The 19,573-nt window shown below is 45.7% G+C and carries 17 protein-coding genes and 1 tRNA gene; 6 read left to right on the plus strand and 12 right to left on the minus strand.

What is annotated here, in order from left to right; genetic code table 11:
• Positions 1 to 58: 58 nt before the first annotated feature.
• Both QHH00_03775 and QHH00_03780 read right to left on the minus strand, forming a co-directional pair.
• Positions 59 to 247, minus strand: coding sequence for a hypothetical protein (locus QHH00_03775; protein ID MDH7508500.1), 189 nt, complete (start codon positions 245 to 247; stop codon positions 59 to 61).
• A gap of 40 nt (positions 248 to 287) precedes the next feature.
• Positions 288 to 1,478 (minus strand): aminotransferase class I/II-fold pyridoxal phosphate-dependent enzyme, encoded by a 1,191-nt coding sequence (locus QHH00_03780; GenBank protein ID MDH7508501.1) that lies wholly within the window; start codon positions 1,476 to 1,478, stop codon positions 288 to 290.
• Between the two features lie 104 nt (positions 1,479 to 1,582).
• Between QHH00_03780 and QHH00_03785 the strand changes: the two genes are divergently transcribed.
• The gene (locus QHH00_03785; protein MDH7508502.1) at positions 1,583 to 3,526 is read left to right on the plus strand and encodes a phosphoadenosine phosphosulfate reductase family protein; all 1,944 of its coding nucleotides are present in this window, start codon (positions 1,583 to 1,585) and stop codon (positions 3,524 to 3,526) included.
• Between the two features lie 59 nt (positions 3,527 to 3,585).
• Here the strand turns inward: QHH00_03785 and ftsZ are convergent, their stop codons facing one another.
• Both ftsZ and QHH00_03795 read right to left on the minus strand, forming a co-directional pair.
• Positions 3,586 to 4,782 carry a cell division protein FtsZ gene (ftsZ, locus tag QHH00_03790; GenBank protein ID MDH7508503.1) on the minus strand — a complete coding sequence of 399 codons (1,197 nt, stop codon included), beginning with the start codon at positions 4,780 to 4,782 and terminating at the stop codon, positions 3,586 to 3,588.
• A 154-nt stretch (positions 4,783 to 4,936) separates the two neighbouring features.
• Positions 4,937 to 5,968, minus strand: coding sequence for a class I tRNA ligase family protein (locus tag QHH00_03795; GenBank protein MDH7508504.1), 1,032 nt, complete (start codon positions 5,966 to 5,968; stop codon positions 4,937 to 4,939).
• Between the two features lie 361 nt (positions 5,969 to 6,329).
• Between QHH00_03795 and QHH00_03800 the strand changes: the two genes are divergently transcribed.
• On the plus strand, positions 6,330 to 6,689 hold the full coding sequence (locus QHH00_03800; GenBank protein ID MDH7508505.1) for a roadblock/LC7 domain-containing protein: 360 nt from the start codon (positions 6,330 to 6,332) through the stop codon (positions 6,687 to 6,689).
• On the opposite strand, the gene QHH00_03805 is transcribed toward QHH00_03800, so the two are convergent.
• Complete coding sequence (locus QHH00_03805) at positions 6,690 to 7,352, minus strand: PHP-associated domain-containing protein (GenBank protein ID MDH7508506.1); 663 nt, start codon at positions 7,350 to 7,352, stop codon at positions 6,690 to 6,692.
• Positions 7,349 to 9,565, minus strand: coding sequence for a methionine--tRNA ligase (metG, locus tag QHH00_03810; protein MDH7508507.1), 2,217 nt, complete (start codon positions 9,563 to 9,565; stop codon positions 7,349 to 7,351). The genes QHH00_03805 and metG overlap by 4 nt, the downstream gene beginning before the upstream one ends.
• A 666-nt stretch (positions 9,566 to 10,231) precedes the next feature.
• Here metG and QHH00_03815 point away from each other — a divergent pair.
• Positions 10,232 to 12,046, plus strand: a complete 1,815-nt coding sequence (locus QHH00_03815) for a ribosome biogenesis/translation initiation ATPase RLI (GenBank protein ID MDH7508508.1) — start codon at positions 10,232 to 10,234, stop codon at positions 12,044 to 12,046.
• Here QHH00_03815 and QHH00_03820 read toward each other — a convergent pair.
• Positions 12,034 to 12,666: a DedA family protein gene (locus QHH00_03820; protein ID MDH7508509.1), complete on the minus strand. Its 633-nt coding sequence runs from the start codon at positions 12,664 to 12,666 to the stop codon at positions 12,034 to 12,036. The genes QHH00_03815 and QHH00_03820 overlap by 13 nt on opposite strands.
• Positions 12,667 to 12,813: 147 nt before the next feature.
• On the opposite strand from QHH00_03820, the gene QHH00_03825 reads away from it, so the two are divergent.
• The 3 genes from QHH00_03825 to QHH00_03835 all read left to right on the plus strand — a co-directional run bounded on the left by QHH00_03825 (position 12,814) and on the right by QHH00_03835 (position 15,252).
• Positions 12,814 to 13,998, plus strand: coding sequence for an FprA family A-type flavoprotein (locus QHH00_03825; GenBank protein MDH7508510.1), 1,185 nt, complete (start codon positions 12,814 to 12,816; stop codon positions 13,996 to 13,998).
• A gap of 33 nt (positions 13,999 to 14,031) precedes the next feature.
• Complete coding sequence (locus tag QHH00_03830) at positions 14,032 to 14,145, plus strand: desulfoferrodoxin FeS4 iron-binding domain-containing protein (GenBank protein MDH7508511.1); 114 nt, start codon at positions 14,032 to 14,034, stop codon at positions 14,143 to 14,145.
• Between the two features lie 207 nt (positions 14,146 to 14,352).
• Positions 14,353 to 15,252, plus strand: a complete 900-nt coding sequence (locus QHH00_03835) for a PHP domain-containing protein (protein MDH7508512.1) — start codon at positions 14,353 to 14,355, stop codon at positions 15,250 to 15,252.
• Positions 15,253 to 15,460: 208 nt separating this feature from the next.
• On the opposite strand, the gene QHH00_03840 is transcribed toward QHH00_03835, so the two are convergent.
• The 5 genes from QHH00_03840 to QHH00_03860 all read right to left on the minus strand — a co-directional run bounded on the left by QHH00_03840 (position 15,461) and on the right by QHH00_03860 (position 19,534).
• Positions 15,461 to 16,858, minus strand: a complete 1,398-nt coding sequence (locus QHH00_03840; protein ID MDH7508513.1) for a dihydrolipoyl dehydrogenase — start codon at positions 16,856 to 16,858, stop codon at positions 15,461 to 15,463.
• An 85-nt stretch (positions 16,859 to 16,943) separates the two neighbouring features.
• Complete coding sequence (locus QHH00_03845; GenBank protein MDH7508514.1) at positions 16,944 to 17,315, minus strand: hypothetical protein; 372 nt, start codon at positions 17,313 to 17,315, stop codon at positions 16,944 to 16,946.
• Between the two features lie 507 nt (positions 17,316 to 17,822).
• Complete coding sequence (locus tag QHH00_03850) at positions 17,823 to 18,455, minus strand: histidine phosphatase family protein (protein MDH7508515.1); 633 nt, start codon at positions 18,453 to 18,455, stop codon at positions 17,823 to 17,825.
• Positions 18,456 to 18,597: 142 nt separating this feature from the next.
• Positions 18,598 to 18,672 (minus strand) — tRNA-Arg (locus QHH00_03855).
• A 70-nt stretch (positions 18,673 to 18,742) separates the two neighbouring features.
• Complete coding sequence (locus QHH00_03860; GenBank protein ID MDH7508516.1) at positions 18,743 to 19,534, minus strand: peptidylprolyl isomerase; 792 nt, start codon at positions 19,532 to 19,534, stop codon at positions 18,743 to 18,745.
• Positions 19,535 to 19,573: the final 39 nt, after the last annotated feature.

The raw sequence follows: 19,573 nt of genomic DNA on the forward strand, positions 1-19,573 counted from the left end.
CCGACGATCGAGCGTCGAATCGGACACTGTTTAAGTGCCATGCTGTACCTGCCGCATTTCAAACGGTCCTCGCACTGAAGGCAGGTCTCAAATCCTTTTGATTCAAAACACTGAAAGAGTCTGCATAGAGATGTCTGCTTGTTTTCCGGCGAACAACCCAGGCATCGGCCATTTTTTCTAATCGCACATATTTCACAGGCATAGCCGCAGCCGCTAATCCACATCGTATGAGTTCTTGTGCTTCCATCCTTATTATTCTTTCTGAAGAAGAAGAGAATTAAATGCGATCACTTGCTTTTCAAGAAGTCCTCCAATCTATCAAACGCTTCGGCCAATATATCAATGCTCGGCAGAAAAACTGACCGGAAGTGCCCAGTCCCATACGTCTTGCAAAATCCTGATCCCGGTGCGAAAAGAATGTGGGCATTGAGTAGAACATCCAGGATGAAATCTCTGTCGCTCTTCCACTTGTTCGATTCAATTTTTGGAAAGATGTAGAAAGCCCCCTTTGGTTTCGTCGTGCTCAGACCTTCAATTTCATTGAATCTCTTGTAAGCAAAGACCGCTCTTTCCCGTAACTTCCGATTCGTTTCCTCCATGTACTCTTTTGGACCTTTTAACGCTTGCAACATTGCAATCTGACACGGGTGATTTGCTGAAAGTCTGACCCTCAACTGACGCATGACTCCTGACTTTATTTCTTCAAGCTGGCCACCAGCGTCTCGGAAAGCGATGTAACCAAGCCTCCAGCCCGGCAGGAGATTGACCTTCGAAAACCCGTTGAAAATGATTATCGGCACATCTGGCGCGAGTGTTGACGGAGAATAGTGTGTTCCATCGAAGGTCATGAGATCATAAATTTCATCAGTGATCAAGAACAACCCATATTCGGCAGCAAGATCCGCGATGGCTTTGAGCGTTTTCGGTGAATATACTGCCCCAGTAGGATTGTTAGGATTGATCACAACGATCCCCTTCGTTTTCTTCGTGATCTTTTTTCTCATATCATCTAAGTCTGGCTGCCAGTCATTTGATTCGTCTTTCTTATAAGGAACTGGCACACCATCAAAAAACGAAACATACTCAGAGTATGTTGGGTAACCAGGACCGGGCAGCAACAATTCATCACCTGGCTCGACCGAGGCTGCAATCACGGCCTGAATCGCTTCGGTGACCCCCGTTGTGATTACGACGTCCCCTACATCAAGATCGATACCGTTCTTTTCTCTTTCCCTTTCCACAATCGCGCGTCTCAGCTCAACTATACCTTCAGCATCAGCATATCCATTATCGCATTCCTCGACGGCACGGCATAGAGCTTCCCTGATATGCCTCGGCGTCTCGAAGTCAAACTTATTGGGGTCTCCTATGTTGAGTTTGAGGACTCTAATACCCTTTTCTTCGAGCTGTCTCGCGTAGACAAGGAAATCCCTTATCGGTGAGCTCAAACCCATTGTTCGTCGCGTTCCCTTGATCACAATACCGCGAAATCCTTTCAAGTATAATTTACCTTTCAATACTGGGCACGGTGTCTCGAAGGATCGGGATAGATTTTAATACGAAATCTGTGACTCGCTATGGTGTGGGCGTCGTACACCTTGGAAAAATGCATCTTCGTTGGTGCCGAAACTGCAACCTCCCGATACTCGAGGAAAGGAGATGTGGGACCTGTGGAAATGAAACTTACGTCGTAGATATTACACCACCGGGCGATGTTCGCCCCGCATTTCCGTATGATATTAAGAAAATCATTGAAATCGTTGACAAACAGTTCGGTCTACGCTGTGGGGAAAGAGTCATACCTGAAGGAACGGTCGTTCTGCTAAATAAAGTTCCCGCGCTGGACCGTATGGACGAGGTTATTGTCAATGGAGAAGTAGCCGGTGCCCTAAGGTATGATATTGGGATGGGTTGGAGGTTTTTGCTCCGCATGCCAGCTGCTAGAGCCATCAGTGACATTGCGGAACGAGGATTTGTGATCGCAGATGATGGCACAATTGAACCGATTGTCGAACGTCATACAAACCTCATGGCTCCAGGAGTTCTCGAAACGGCGGAGGAATTGAAAGTTGGAGATGAAGTCGTTATCTTAACAAAGGATCGTTTCGCATTTGCGACAGGCACGGCTCGTATGCCTGGGAAGGATATGATGGAGAGAAAAAGAGGGGTAGCGGTCAAAGTGAGATGGGCTGAAAGGCCAATGAAACACTCTTTACAGGTCAAGAAACCGAATTGGTCAGACGTTTTGAAAGCCAACGAGACGGTCATTTCGAGAAGGGTAAATGATGCAATAAGATTCATAAGAGAAACTGTCGAAAGGTGCCAGCTTCCCTGTGCTGTGTCCTTTTCTGGTGGAAAAGATAGCCTCGCCTGCCTGCTGCTCACAATCGACGCAGGCTTTAGATTCCCAATACTTTTTATTGACACCGGTCTTGAGTTCGAAGAGACTGTTCAATATGTACTGGAAATAGCCAAAAAATACGAGCTCGAAGTCATCGTCGAAAAGGCCAGTGAAAATGCGTTCTACGGGCACCTCGATGTCTTTGGACCGCCAGGAAGAGACTACCGATGGTGCTGTAAGACAAATAAACTCGGCCCGACAGTAAAGGCAATCACAAAGAACTTTCCAGGAGGGCTCCTTTCATTCATCGGCCAGAGGAGATATGAGTCGGAGAGCAGGGCGGAAAAGAATCGTGTATGGAAAAACCCGTGGACACCTGGTCAAATTGGGGCGTCACCGATCCAAGACTGGACAGCTTTGCATGTTTGGCTTTATATCTTTTCAAAGGGTGAAAAAGCCAATCCGTGGTATGAAAAGGGGCTCGATCGAATCGGGTGCTACCTCTGCCCTGCCTCAGATTTGTCCGAATTGGAAATCGTTGAAATGAATTGTGCACCGTACAACAAATGGAAAGATTACCTTTATGATTACGCCTCGAGGAAGGGGTTCAGTGCCGACTGGGTTAATTTCGGGCTATGGCGATGGAAAACGGTACCACAATCGATAGTCGATGAACTCAAACGCCTAGGGAAGGACGATGCGCTGCGGCATCGCCACGAGTTCGATGAAATCGATCGAGTAAGAGCACCGCAGAGGGGTTTAACATTGATCATGCAAGAGGGTTTCTCCCCATGCATCAAGGGATACAGTGCCGAGGGTGTCTTTAACAAACCCCTTAATTTCATGGAGGTCTGCAACCTCCTCAATATCGTGGGGGAGGTAGAGGTCGACTCAGGGGGAAACTTCTGTCGAGTTAATGATGTGATCGTCACGAAAGAAGGGGCGATCATTGCCAAGGGACATAGCCCTGATGTGATAAAAGAAAATGTAGAAAAGGTGCGCCAAGCAGTAGTCAAGGCCATGGAGTGCGTCGGGTGCGGAGTGTGCATCGCAAGATGCACCAAGGGTGCACTCATGCTAGAGCAGGATCACATTCGGATTCTCCCCCACAGGTGCGTTCACTGCGGGAAATGCATCGAACCATGTCCTGCACTCAGCTTTGGCGACTCCGCTTTTGATTTCTAGGTCTCGAACACGGCTATATTGAGATCCTCAGCCAACGCGAAACCAGTTTGCCTCCACGCTCAACGCACAAAATCGATTCCGTCATCGCTTGCTGAGCCGTATCCCCTTGCACTCCTCTGGGGAGCAAAATTGCTAGCCAGCTTGTCCTCATAATCATAGTCGCTTCGCCCCAGCATGTATTTCGATTTTGCTCCTGTGACAATAAGGAGCACCTTAATGGTTCCCTTCAGTTCCTGTTCGATCGAGCATCCCCAGATGATTCGTGCCCTCTCGTTTACGCTGTTTGTTACGATCTCTGCCGCTTTCTGCGCTTCCGCAATTGTCATGTCAGGACCGCCAACTACCCTGATAAGGGCACCTTTGGCATCCTTCAGATCAATTTCACCGAGGAGCGGCGATGTAAGCGCTTCCTTTACGGCGGCTTCAACCCGGTTGTCCTCGTCATCGGATTCGCCGATACCAACGAATGAAATCCCTCCTTCCCTCATCACTGTTTGGATATCGCTGTAATCGAGGTTCACAAGTCCCGGTTTGGTTATGATCTCAGTGAGACCTTTCATCGTCTGCATCAAGACCTCGTCGGCCACCTTGAACGCTGCATCGATCGGGAGTTTCGGAACGAGCTCCAGTAGCTTGTCATTTGGAATGACGATCGTTGTATCGCACACCCGCCTCAACTTATCGAGACCTGCGAGGGCATTTTCCATTCTTACGGTTCCTTCAGCCTTAAACGGCAATGTGACGACTCCGATTGTCAAGGCTTGGAGCGATTCCTTAGCGATTCTTGCAACAAAATGCGCCGATCCAGTCCCCGTACCGCCGCCCAATCCAGCAGTGACGAAAACGATGTGCGCCCCCCTCAGATACTCTCTGATTTCGAGCTCATTCTCTCTCGCTGCTTGTTCACCCACCTCGGGTATCGCACCCGCACCGAGTCCCCTCGTTGCAGTTCTTCCTATGAGAATTTTCTTTGGTGCACGAATTGTCAACAGATGCTTTGCATCAGTATTGATTGCACAGAGCTGTGCTCCACTGATGCCAGCGTCGACGCATCGATTGATAGTATTCGACCCACCTCCACCGCAACCGATGATCTTGATACAGACATCCATTTGAGCCGCGATCTTACGCAGCTCTTCATCTATATCAGAAGATCCATCTACGGCCCCTTGACCAATCTGCTGGTCGCCATTTACAGTCTTAGATGCTGCTAAAGCATGCTTCACTAACGAATTCACCATGAGTGCATCCCTCATTTGACGATAAGTTGCAACTGGAATATAAATATTGCGTAAGACCAGCTTGATGACTACTTTTGCAAACGCCGTGTGGCCGTAAATGTCCCTCTATCCTGTTTTTGTCTAAACTCTCAGTACAATGTTAAATCCCATGAAGGAAAGAATATGGTTCTCAACCGATGATGTGCATAACAATTTCGGGCCACATAACTAGATGAATGCTCGGTTCCCCTTCAAGATGTCTATAATACTTCTGATAGATTTCCTCAGCTGATGTTGGCATATGGGCCGACGCCAACTTCAGGCAGACTATGCCTATGGTATATACCGTGAAGAGAGCAGATGGTTCTCTTTCTTCCACGCGTTTCTTACAACTCTCCTCAAAGAATTCAAGGAATTCATCCTCAAGAAATGATCGCAACATCTCTATGGCACCCATTTTGTTGCCAGAAACTGTTGCTGATGTAACGGAGTCGATTAACTCATGCAACCTTGAAATCACCCACACATCAGTACCTGCAAGTTCTGAAGGTTTCATCTCTGGCCTTTCCTTTATAGCGCTGCTGACAGTTCTCCCAATCTTCAGAAGTTCATTCCTTACCGTGGCCTCCTTCATTCTTTCCTCGATAATCTCTCTTGTCTCGTCGTAAGTTCTCGATCTACTTGCTCTCACTGCCTTTTTAAGAGGTTCTTCAATAGAGCTGCTGAAAACGCCCATCCGAGAGAGATCAGGTGCTAATCTGAGAATGTCAACAACGTAGGCCCGAAGCTGCTCGGCACTTCGATACCTATGTTTCACAAAATCAAGACATGCAGCGATGTCCTTGACAGCTTCAATCACTTCGCCATCAAGAAAGGTCGACTTTGAAACCCCCACAAGCGCTTCAATATCATCAACTGGTATTTCCCGATTCCTCGCCATTGCAATAAGTAACATCGTCTGCTCGTAAAATGACGCATATGTAATCGCGTGAAACCCGACATGCTCTCCGAGAAATGACAGAACTGCTCTCCGAACGTCTCTACTTGGATGAATGATATTATTTAAGACAGCGTCCATGCCGACGCGGGACTTGGCGATTTCTGACAAACAGTGCCTCACGCTCGACCGAACTCTCTGGTCAGGATTGTGATAGAACTTCAACAGAATTGCGACCATCTCATATGGATCCTTGGTCCCATGGCTTATAATTCGCTTTTCCATGCGCCTCCTCTCAGCCGCCAATGGAGACTTAAGGGATCGTACGAGGATTCTCTCAATTCTCATCCCTTCGCTCACTCGTTTATAAGGTGGCACGAATAGTCGACGGAGAGAAAAGCGCGCCATGTTGTCAGATTAGTAACATATATGAAAATACTAGAAACTTTCTAGGGTTTGGTTCGCACAGAACCGGGATGCATCATTATGTTTGCAACAATGAATGGGTCTTTTTCTCCCGCGCTTCAAAACACTCTTTTTTGACCCACCTGGGTTATTATGGATTTTGAAAATTGTATAGAAAAAGCTTTTATGGTGTCTCTTCGATTATACTCTTGGTAGGCGCTCGTGGAGAGTGTGGGTTAAGATGGGTGAATTATCACAGATACGCAGTGTTTTGGATGACATTAAGAATCTCGATCACGTATTGGACGTTTCTCTCATCTCAAGAGGTGGAATGTATATCACAGGCGATCCCCCAAGGGGCGTTCACCAGGAAACTTTTGCAGCGATGTCTGCGATTATTATTGGCGCAGCAGAAACGACCTCTGCGGAACTAAAAGATACATTGAACAAAGTTGTACTGCAGCTCGCTAATAGAAATCTGATCCTCACTGGTGCTGGCCCTCGATATTTACTAGTGGTCGCGACTGATGCGACAGCAGATGTGAACAAGATCGCAAACGATGCTAAGGAGAGAATTTCGAAAATTGAGTTGACTCTCTGACTACAATCTCTTCATACCCCTCGCGAGCCACTCGGAAATGCATTTTGCCCCGTAACTGAGAGAATCTGAAAACTTTCTCGACACGCCCCCAGCTTTCGTTCTCTTATTAAGAATTTCCTTGACGAGGTCATCGGCATTTTCACAGTGATCTGGAAAAATCGTATATCCTTTACCAATATGAGATAGCGAATGCGCATCGCTTCCACCAATCTCACCACAATTGACAATTTCAAGGAGCTTCTTCGCTTTGAGATTTGATCTAGATGACGACCGTGCATTAATCGTCTCGATCACGTCGAATTTCTTGCCAATAATCTCTTTTCTTCCAAGTCCGGACCACAACCGATAAGGATGGGGCGCGGCAGCGATCCCCCCGTGGTCATGAATCAAATCGATTGTCTCTTCGACACTTTTGCCGCGTGGAATGATCTCTTCGATGTTATAAGCAATCACATGTCCCCCATTGCTCGTAATCTCGATGCCTGGCAGGACAATAACATCGTCTTGCTTGATCGCGAGTGCACGCATTGTGCCTTCGAGAGAATTATGATCGACGATCGAAACAACACGAATGGAGAGAGACTTGCATTTTTCAAGGATCGCTTCGACTTTTAGATCGCAATCGCCAGAATAGGTCGAATGAACATGAAGGTCCGCCATCATCTAATTAATGCTCCGTTCTCAATCTCTCCGTCTACAGTGATCGGAATGCCATTATCTGTTAAAAGCGGTAAGCCGACAGAGGCGTCCTGGGAAGGCAGGAAGACCGCGATCTTGCTACCCTTCTTGAGCACTGCGTTCCTCACTTCGATCTTCACAGATCTACCGATATCTATCGTCCTCGAGTCGATGACTTCACCAACCAAGAGCCTCAATTTTTGAAAATCGGGGAACGACAAAACTCGATCAGACTGATTCATGCCCGAATTAACTGGTGTACCCACTGGAACGTCCTCTGCAGGCGTAAGAAGAATAACCTTGCTGGAATGTTCTGCCGCCAATAACATTCCCTGAGATTCAACTCCTCTTAGTTTGGCGGGTTGCAAGTTTGTTACAACAACGATTTTCTTTCCAACAAGCTCTTTTTTGTCATAGTAACCTCTCAAACCGGCAACAAGTCTTATTCTTTTCCCGATGTCGACCTCGAGAACATATAATTTGTCGGCATTTGGATGATCTGCGGCACTGATGATCTGACCAACTTTCAAATTCAATTTTTCAAACTCTTTGAACATTGCTGTTTCCTCCGTAATCTCGATTTTTGAAAAGAGTGGGCGAGGCTCCTTCAACCTCTGACCTGGAACAACGGGGATAAAGATCCAGTTCCATCCTTTACTCAAAAGGCTCTCCTCATAACCCAACAAAGACCAAAGATCAAAGGCTGAGCGGGGCAAGAACGGGTAAGAAAGAACAGCGAGTGCTTTGACGATCTCAAGGTTCAAATTGAGAACGGATCCACATCGATCCTTGTCTTGTTTCAACAGAGCCCAGGGCGCAACGCCATCAAAAAACTTGTTCCCGAATTGAGCTAGATCCATTACCGCTTTTAGCGCTTTTTTGAACTGACAGGTTGAAAGATACTGGTCAACCTCCTCTGCCGCGGAAGAAATCGCAGCGGTGACTCTCCTTTTCTCCTCATCCATGCCATTACACGAAGGGATCGATCCAAAGTTGCGGTAAGTAAAGCTCAGAACCCTGTGATAATAGTTACCAAGCGTAGCCACGAGCTCGTTATTTATTTTGGCTTCAAAATCATCCCAATCGAATTCACTATCCCTATTTTCCGGCATATTTGCTGTTAAGTAATATCTGATAATATCTGGGTCAAAACGTGAAAGCATGTTGGGAATATCGATGCTTACCCCCCTGCTCTTCGAGAATTTCTCTCCCTTAAAAGTGAGATATTCATTTGCAGGAACGTCGTATGGAAGGTTAAGACCACCATATCCCATCAATATAGCCGGCCAGATAATCGTATGGAACGGAATGTTGTCTTTTCCAAGGAAATAATAGTGCTTGGAATCTGGATCCATCCAAAAATCTTTCCACTTCTCCGGATTTCCCGTCATTTTAGCCCACTCGATCGATGCAGAGAGATACCCAATGACGGCCTCGAACCATACATAAATGACTTTGTTTTCCCAGCCAGGTAACGGGACAGGTACTCCCCAAGTCATATCACGGGTGATTGGCCTGTCATTCAATCCTGCCTCAAGCCAATTCCTTGTAAATGTCTGAACATTGGGCTTCCAATAGGGCTTGTTGCTGACATAGTCCAAAAGAGATTCGTTGAACGCGCTAAGTTTGAAAAAATAGTGTTCCGTTTCTTTAAGCACTGGCCGCGAGGAGCAAATCGTACAAACCGCATCATTCAGCTCACCGGGGAGGAATGTAGTCCCACACTTGTCACACTGGTCACCTCTGGCCTTTTCGTACCCACAGTTCCCGCACCGACCTTCCACATACCTATCTGGAAGGAATCTCCCGCATTTTTCGCAGTAATACTGCAGTGTCTCTTTCTTGTAAAGATGTCCTTTTTCAAGAAGCTTGAGAAAAACGTCGTGTACGACGGCAAAATGATTTTCCGTATGGGTTTTCGTGAAGAGATCAAAAGTGATCGACATACCTCTGATCGCTTCAGAATTTATCCGGTGGTATCTCTCCGCAATTTCCTCTGGAGAAACACCTTCCTTTTCAGCTTTGACTGTAACTGGAGTCCCATGCTGATCTGATCCCGAGACCATTAAGACCTCATTCCCTTTAAGCCTGTGATACTTAGCAAAAATGTCACCTGGCAGTAGCGAGCCCGCAACGTGTCCTAGATGTATCGGACTGTTTGAATAAGGCCACGCAGTGCAAACCAGGACCCTAGCCATATGGAACGAGGGTGAATGAATCACATAGGATTTAAGTTTGACCATTTACACCACAAACAGTGAACAAAAGATCCAGAAACGGCGATCTAAGTTTGAAGAAAAAAGACGATGCCCACTTTTGACAGTTTACGGTCGAAAGAACTAAAAGACTCAGCAAATCCCAAAAAAAAGACCACAACCCTCGAAAACAATATTGGCAGATCTTCGAGTTCCTGCATAGCGCCCTAAGAAGTTTCATGATGACATTGGAATAATATAAAGGATAGAGAATATAAGGGATAAAGAAACGGGTTTTCGAATCGCCATGCATATCCATATTATATGCCGTTCATCTATAGAATAGAATGGCCTGTGTCGTATTTTTCTTTATAGCATAATCAAATGAGATCAAACAATAAATAAGAGCATTTAATGTTTGAATAGCAGAAATTAAACCGTTGGTCCAATCTATGAATACTATTTTCGCCTTATTTTTCAGCATTTCGATAGATTCCTATCATACCACGTAAAGACCATGCTAGTGGAAATCTTTTGATTACTCGGTCAAACGGATCGTGTCCGAACCGAATTCCATAGATTTCCTGAGTCACTCTGTTCGCATGCCGTTTAGAAGAATCGCAGCCAGACATAAGGCTTTGATGCTCAGGTATTGAGCGACATAAGATCATGCGATTAGGAACTTTTTTTAATAGCATCATTATTGCTGAGAATGTGCGGATTGCGACATTGCTCAAAGATCGTTGTCAGCCAAAGAAGTGCAATTTGGAGTGCATCAAGTACTGCCCGAAAGTCAGAACTGGTGTCGAAACCATCGTAATTGGAGAGAGAGGAAAACCTGTCATTTCCGAAGAACTCTGCGTGGGATGTGGTATTTGTGTTCATAAGTGTCCCTTTGAGGCGATAAAGATTATTGGTCTACCAGAAGAGCTGGAAAAGGATCTGGTACATCAGTATGGTCGGAATGCCTTCAGGTTATACAGGCTTCCTGTACCTAAAGAAGGGATGGTCACAGGTATACTTGGACCAAACGGGATTGGTAAAACGACAGCACTCAAGCTCCTATCAGGTGAAGAAGTGCCGAACCTTGGCAATTACGAAAATCCTCCTTCGAAAACAGAGGTTCTCGAGCACTTCGCTGGATCGGAACTCCATGATTATTTAGAAAAACTATACTCGGGCGACATCAAAGTTTCATTTAAGCCGCAATATGTCGATAAGATTCCAACAGCCTACAAAGGTCGCACACGGGATCTTCTCTCACGAGTGGCCGAACGCATGTCTATCCATGAGGTTGCAGAAAGACTCGATATAACAGACACACTTGATCGAGATCTAGGGGAGCTTTCTGGCGGGGAATTGCAGAGGGTTGCAATTGCCGCGGCACTGCTGAAGGATGCTGACATTTACTTCTTCGATGAACCCTCATCATATCTCGACATCAGCCAAAGACTCAAAGTCGCGCGGATCATTCAATCATTAAGTCAAGGGAGACATGTAGTCGTCATAGAACATGACCTCGCAATCCTTGATTTCCTCGCAGATAACGTATATCTTGTCTATGGTTCGGAGGGCGCTTACGGCGTCTTCGCTCAGCCCAGGCAAGTGCGCGTAGCGATTAATGTATATCTTCAAGGTTATCTCGCTGAAGAGAACATCCGGTTCCGAGAACGAATGATTGAATTCGAGGTCAGACCCCCTAAAGAGACCTGGCAAAGTGCCGTGCTTCTTGAATTCGGACCACTGGGATACCAGTACCCTGGGTTCAGCCTGAAGGTCGAGCGCGGGTCGATCAGAGTGGGTGAAACCGTCGGTGTCGTCGGACCGAACGCAATCGGAAAAACAACATTTGTTAAAATGCTCGCAGGTGTTCTGAAACCAACAATGGGATCGATTGATCGAAACGTCAAGGTGAGCTACAAACCTCAATACATAACTCCAGATTTCGAGGGAACGGTGAAAGAGCTCTTCCATACGCTCGTCAAAGACTTTTTTGAATCAGGTTTTTTCAAAAGCGAGATCGCAGAACCACTTGGCCTCACTCACCTATATGAAAAACAGGTCTCAACGCTTGCGGGAGGCGAACTGCAACGAGTCGCAATTGCTCTCTGTCTTTCAAGAGAGGCGGACATCTACCTTCTTGACGAGCCGTCTGCATATCTTGACTCGAATCAAAGAATGGAGGCTGCAAAGACATTAAGAAGGGTGATGGAGAAGCAGGGAAAAAGCGCGCTCGTCGTCGATCACGACATATATTTCCTTGACATGGTCTCCGACTCTATTATGGTCTTTTCAGGTGTGCCGGGAAAGGAAGGACTCGGAAAAGGACCCTTCGACATGCGCACAGGGATGAACCTCTTTCTCAAGGATGTCGGTGTGACATTTCGACGAGACAATGAAACCAACAGACCCAGGATCAACAAGCTAGATTCAAGACTTGATAGGGAACAGAAAGAAAGGGGAGAATATTATTATTCCTCCTGATGAATTAATTGCTTCTTCATTTTGTTCTTTCTTCTGAGAAGAAACCATATCAGTACCACGAGGACTATGACAACAATGATCAAGTCAAATCCACGGAAAATTTCCAAGATTGTTTCCCATGAGGGTCCGAGCGCGAACCCTACATAGACCAAAATGAAACACCACGGTAGAGAGCCGAAAAAACTCAGAATCACGAAACGCGAAAAATTCATTTTAGCCATTCCAGCGGGTAAAGAAATGAACGTCCGGATAATTGGCAACAATCGACTTAAGAAAACAATCGCATCACCGTACTTAGAGAATAAACGTTCAGCTGCCACGAGCGCTCTTTCATCGAACAAAACATATCTTCCATAGCGCACGACGAATGCTCGTCCGCCATAAAGTCCTATGATATAGGAAATTATTGACCCTAATGTGCAACCTATAGCACCAGCTAATGAAGCCGCAACAATATCCATCTTTCCTTCGTAGACAAGCCAACCCGAAAAGGGCAGTATGATTTCGCTTGGAAGTGGCACATTAGCGCTTTCTAAAGCCATTAACAAAACGATGCCGGGATAACCAAGATCGAGTATGAGGTTCTTGACGAAGATTATCACTGATTCGATGATACCCATTATAAAGAGGAATCATGTACCTTTATTAAAATATTGACAATGAAACAGCAGAGTCATTTTCGTACAAGTGGCTACTTGAGGTCCGAGATGAACATGATCCAGAAAGTTTAGATATTTGTTCCTCTACTTTTTTTATGTGGCGATCTCATGAAGGGTGTGAAAATAGCAGAGGACGTTTTTTGGGTCGGAGCAATCGATTGGAATGTGAGGAATTTTCATGGTTATAAAACTCCGAGGGGTACAACCTATAATGCATATCTGATAACTGGTGAAAAAAATGTTCTCATTGATACGGTGAAAAGACCATTCTTTGACCAAATGATCGAACGGATAAGATCAATCACCAATCCAAAAGACATAAGTTTGATCATTTCCAACCATGTGGAAATGGATCACTCAGGAAGTCTGCCTCTTGCTCAACAATTAACAGGCGCAAAGATCTTGGCTTCGAAGAGGGGGGTCGAAGGATTATCGCTTCATTATGATAATCTCGATGTCCAAGAAGTCCATGACGGACAGGAACTGAAAATTGGGAATTTGACATTGAAGTTCATTGAGACGCCTATGCTCCATTGGCCCGACTCGATGTTCACGTTTCTCGTCGAAAGAGGAATTCTCTTCACCATGGATGGTTTCGGACAGCATCTTGCAACATTGAAAAGATTCGATGACGAAGTTGATCCATCTGTCCTTGACTATGAATCGGCGAAATACTATGCTAATATTTTGATGCCATTTGGCTCACAAGTTCTCAAAACATTCGAAAAGGTGAAAGATCTTCCAATAAAAATATTGGCGACTTCTCATGGAATTATCTGGCGGAAGGATCCTAACAAGATCATCAGTCGTTACCTGTCTTGGGCAAAGGGAGAAACGAAGGAAAAAGCAGTGGTCGTATATGATACAATGTGGGGGAGTACCCAAGTGATGGCAGAATTGATTGCTGAAGGCATCGCATCTGAAGGGGTTGAAACAAGAGTGTTCAGGATATCAGACAGCGATAGAAGTGAGATTATGACCGAAGTTCTTGATGCGCGTGCTGTGGTAATTGGATCACCAACGCTCAATAATGGTCCATTTCCCACTGTTGCAGATTTTGTCGTTTACCTCAAGGGACTCAGACCGAGAGGTAAAATTGGAGCATTTTTCGGTTCATATGGTTGGGGTGGTGGTGCGGTCAAAGCTTTGCGAGAACAAGCGGAAAAGGCCGGAATGATCATGCTTGAGGATCTGGAAATCCAGTATGTTCCCAGAGGTGAGAAAATAGCAAAATGCATGGAATACGGGAAGATGATCAGTGAAAAGATCAAGTCGAGTGAAATGAAAATTTAGAATTTAAGAGCTAGATCAAATGGAGGAAGAGAAATGACGAACATTGGGGAAACATACCTTTGCGAAATCTGTGGCAATAAGGTCAAAGTGTTGGAGGCCGGAAGAGGGAAGCTGGTTTGCTGTGGCCAAGAGATGAGACGCTTGTAGAATCTCATTAGTTTTTCATTTTTAGGACTTTACCACAGAGGATTCAGGAAATCGATCGTGTCAGTAAGAGTGAATTTCGGCTTTCAGAATGTATGGTCAAATCCACAATTCCTAAGCATTCAGACCAATCAGTGAAAAGTACATAAAGGGTTTTTTGACTCAAAATGCCCGAATGGTATATATCATTGAATATGATATCATGTCCGGATGGAGAGTCGAGCTGACATTCATGTTCATACAAAGTACTCAGGAATCGCAAGGCTCGGTTTTTTGAGATTCCCTGAATCTGTCGTCGAACCTCGAGATGCGGTGAGAAAGGCGAGATCAGTGGGCCTCAAAGTTCTGTGCATCACTGATCACAACACGATTTTCGGTGCGTGCAAAGCACAAGAATTCGCTAAGGAAAACGACATTGATGTCGTCATCGGAGAAGAAATCAGCACGCTGGAAGGCGAAATCATAGGCCTTTATCTAAATGAAGAGGTTCCGCCTCATTTGACCGTAGAAGAGACGATCGACAGAATCAGGTCTCAGGACGGCATTGTCATCGCACCTCATCCTTTCAGTCTTCACTGCCCTAGTCTCGGCGAGAGAATCGAGAGTCTTGACGTTGACGCGATCGAGACGATCAACGCAGGGCACATTGATGGATATGCAAACAACTTGGCGGCCGAGCGAAGTAAGTCTGGAAAATGGGCAATTGTTGGCGGAAGCGATTCACACGCACTTAGTACGATTGCTTATGCGTATACGACCTTCGATGGTGAGAATGCAGAGGATCTCAGGGGAGCAATTCTCAAAAAAAAGACAGATGCGAGTGGTGTAAGAATGCCACTCCAGAAGGCAATCTCCTGGAGTGTCGGCGTGGTTTTCGCATCCGACGTGATGATCTTGAGATCGATTTTCGGGATGATCAAACAAGTTGACCTACACGATCCCGTAATTAAGAAAATCAGTCTCATGAGCACTGGGAAAAAAATGCTCGCTCTATTTGGATCGATCATTTATTTGACACCACCAATTCCATATCTTTGTGCTATTACTGGCGAGCGCTTTCTGAAGAGATTAGCCAAGAGACACGAAACTGAAAACGGCGGCAAGCCTTAGTATGCGAAGGGAGTTCAAATGACCGTATGATCTATGTGAAAATGCTCATACGGCTTCTGAACTGAAAAGAACATTGATGGTAATGGATTGTGACCTTGTCATTACTGAGTTAATAATCCTCTCCCCCGATTTTGACTGGTCATTAATCCTCGACACCCTAATCCCTTTCATAAGCATGCCGAGCTCAATCATAGTCCACACGGTACTATCATTGATGCGATTGGTCATGTCCACGAGGGTGCAACCTTGCAAAGGCCCCGACGACGGCTTCGCTGAGCGCTGGATGAATTGTCTGGCTCCGTGCTATCGGAAGGTACGATTGATCGCCGGCATTCATGAGATAGACAAGTGACTGGAGGAGTATTGCGGCCTCCGATCCGACAATACTTGCACCAAGGATCTTTCTTGTTGCCGACTCGACAATCACTTTTACAAAACCATTTTCTTCAGCCATGGCGTAACCTTTTGCACAGCTTGAATACATGTTGATTCCAACGAGGATATCATAACCCCGTTTCACCGCTTCGGCTTCGGTCAAACCAACGCTTGCGACTTGTGGATAACAGAAAACGGCGTGAGGAACGGCATGCTCATCCACCGGGACTTTTATTGTCCCGAAAGCGTTATTCCACGCGATCTCGCTCTCATAATTTGCCGTGTGACGGTACATATTCCTTCCAATAACATCGCCAAACGCCCACACACCGGGAACGTTTGTTTCGAGAAACTGGTTGACAACAATGTACCCATTATTGTCGAGTGCTATGCCACCAGCCTCAGCACGGACTAGATCAGCGTTGCTTCTCACTCCCGTCGCAACAAGGATTTTCTCTGCCTCCACCTCATTCTTTGCACCGGTCTCACGATTCTTGAAAATAATCGTATGCCGTTTCCTTCCTTTGTTGATCTCGATAACTTCCTGATTAACCCGGATATCTATGAAGCGTGACATCTCTTTAAGAACAAGCGCACTTACCTCAGGCTCTTCTTTTGGTAAGAGACGGGGGTTTCGACCAATGATCGTCACAGTTGTTCCGAAAGCAGAGAAAAAGTGAGCAAATTCGCATGCCTTATAGCCTCCTCCAAGAATAACAAGACTTTTCGGCAAGCGATCGATGTCAAAGACCGTTTCTGAGGTGAGATAACCAGCATCTTCAAGACCCGGAATCTCCGGGACGCGTGTTCTCGCACCACACGCGATCATAATCTTCTCAGCGCGGATTTTTTCATCACCGACCTGTATCATTTTTCGATCAATGAAATAGCCAGTCATATGATAAAAATCAAGTTCCTCATCCGCCTGAACTGCCCTTTCCATCTGTTGGCGATCATGAAGGATAAGATTCCACATTCTCTTTCTTACGATTTCGTAATCGGTACGAATTACTTCAGCCGTTACTCCTACCTTATGTGAATCTCCTATTAATCGAATGACATCTGCGGGATAAGTCCATATCTTACTGGGAATGCAACCCCGATTAAGACATGTACCGCCGAGAGGCCCGTTTTCAATGAGAGCGACGCGCAAACCCGCTCGACGAGCACGATCAACGACGTTCATACCAGCGCCAGAGCCGATGACGATGAGATCATATTCCTTGACCATGTCGATTAAAAAATTATGAAACGCATGCGTTATAATTCTTTCCTGTTGAAGGATTCTACGTTGAACAATTTTTATGATTAGCTCTTCATTTCCTATATTTCTCTCTCAGCGCAAGTACGAGTATCATCACAGCAAACCAGATGAGAAAGATAGCAATGAGTGCAGGAACATTTCCTGGAATCCATGTGTTTGCCAACCATAATATTCCCAAGATTAACGCAAGACAACCCCAGAAAGCAAAGTATGACGTGATCGAGTCTGTCCTCTTATGCTCGGTTTTCAGAGCAAATAAGATCCCGAGTACAATTATTACCACGCCGCATTCAACTAGAAGTATCGGAATCAAAAGAAGCCAATCCTCAAGGTACCATGCAATAAGTTCTGCAATTGCAAGGGCGATCAAAAAGAAGACGAATAACATCGTACCCCAAGCGATTCTTCGAGAATTTACAACCATCTATAATACCTCGTCCTCCTTTGATACATGAAAAATACCACCCTATGCCCCACAGGGAAGTATTTTCGCTCTCCCGCCCATGATGGATTCTGATGTACAACTATTTAAGTTTCTCCCAGAAAATTCTTCTGCGGGGTTTATTGCAATGATTTACGTCGAAAATGCGATTTGGTCGAATTTTGAGAAGGGATTGATTCGCTGATTGAATTGTGAATTGATTGCACGCGAGTTAATTATGGCAAATTCGTCAATCAAAATAGAGGGGATGGAAACTCCAACCTGGCCTTCCAGAGGGGAGATCAATGACGCTAATTTCTCTGGATCCTCTAATTACCATCCAGAAAATGATGATTTCATCTCGAGGACACCTGGTCTCTTCATTAGCTATTCTCAAAGACAATCGCAATTGGGTTCCTCTTCTTTCCTAGGAGACTATTGGCTAACCAAAAAGGTAGGAGAAAAGATAGGTTACGCTATCGCCCAGTACCTGTGCTCACTAACATCGTTTCAAAAATCCTTCATATGACCTGCGCCAAGGTGCGTAAGGTGTCGGGTATCATTGAGTAATGACCCCCGGACACATCCATTTTCGATCAGGAATGTCGATATCGCACATGTATCATGTTTGATCGCATTCATTTCTGCCAGATCCACGCCCAGGAGGGCTAATGAGATAAGTTTAATGGGAATCCTGTGGGAAACGACCAGCACCGTCTCCCTTTCCGCTAATGCGAAAATGCGACCCAAGAAATCCTGTATCCGATTCCATACATCCGCGATACCCTCCCCGCCGGGAAATCTTACTTTTTCAGGATGCGAGTTCCATTCTTCGATCAACTCTGGATAGCGCATTCTTGCTTCGTCCTCAGATAAGCCCTGAAGAAGACCATAGTCGATGTCGATGAGGTCTTCATCAGCGATGACAGCAAGTGAATGTGGTCTCGCAATGATTTCAGCGGTCTTCATCGCACGAAGAAGTGGACTGCTATAGACAAAAGAAATCGCGCGATTCTTTAGCACTTCTGCCGTCGCCGCTGCCTGGGCCAATCCAGTTTCGTTAAGCGGAACGTCGATGCGCCCTCTGAACACGAGATTCCTATTCCAGTCCGTCTCGCCGTGTCTGACAAGGATGAGATCCATATGAATCCTAATTACCTATATAGCCGTCTTCCTATTTCACTTTCAGGCATCGTCATAGCGGCCCCAGTGGTAATTAGCCAAAGAGATTTTTCCATATTGTTCGCCAAAGAGACTCCTGCCTGCAGATCCAAAAAATGCCATGCGGGCGTGAGGGGATTTGAACCCCTGACTTGCAGCTTAGGAGGCTGCTGCCATATCCATGCTAGGCCACACGCCCGTTATTGCATAAAAAATATTGTAATAAAAAGATTACTTGCTGGGACTGACGTGATTGTCAGCCGCACTGATTATTGAGAGGCCTCGGACTTCTCAAGAGCTTGGAGAGGTTCATTTCCCTTTTCCTCACCCTTCTTTTCCTCGACTTTCGACTCCTCCTCTTTCTTTACGTACTCTTCAACGAATTGCACTATATTGAAGCCCAAAGCGTCTCTTAAATCGGAGACGACCCTGTACTTCGATATGAGCCATTTTTGATCATACTTGCAGACGTCTGGAAGGAAGATGATTGCTTTCTTGTCCTCAAGAGTAACTCTGAACCCGTCGCTCGTGCCATAATCCATCTCAAGAATCGCCTTAACTTTTTCCTCAGGATCTTCGATTTTCGAAACGACTTTAAATCTATACTTCAGCGTCTTGCCAGCTAATCTCTTGTTAAAATCTATCCTGACCCTGCCAGTTGTGACAGAGATGATCGTTCCGACACGATTCTTCATGCTGATTTCCATACCGACCTTTGGTTCGATATTCTGCTTCAAAAATTCCCTTATTGGATGTATTTCCACGAGCTTTGGATCTCTATGCCCCGCAGCCTTCTCAGGAGGAATAACGACTTCCCTTTCAACACCGACTTCCGCATCAATGATGGCCTCTTCGAGCCCCTCAAATATTCTGCCATTTCCAAGCAAGATTGGGATAGGAGCGTAAGTGAGATTCTCATTGAAAATCCCAGCTTCCTTGGCTCTTCCCGCGTCCGTCGTGTCGAAAAGCTCGCCGCTCTCCACAATCCAGCCGTCGAATTCGAGCCTGATAATGTCACCTTTTGAGACCTTGACACTTGCGTTTGCTTTCTCTGTCGACATTGAACTCACCAATGAACACCGTCAGTAACGATAAGCGGT

Source organism: Methanomassiliicoccales archaeon (genome assembly GCA_029907465.1).
Lineage (GTDB): Archaea > Thermoplasmatota > Thermoplasmata > Methanomassiliicoccales > JACIVX01 > JACIVX01.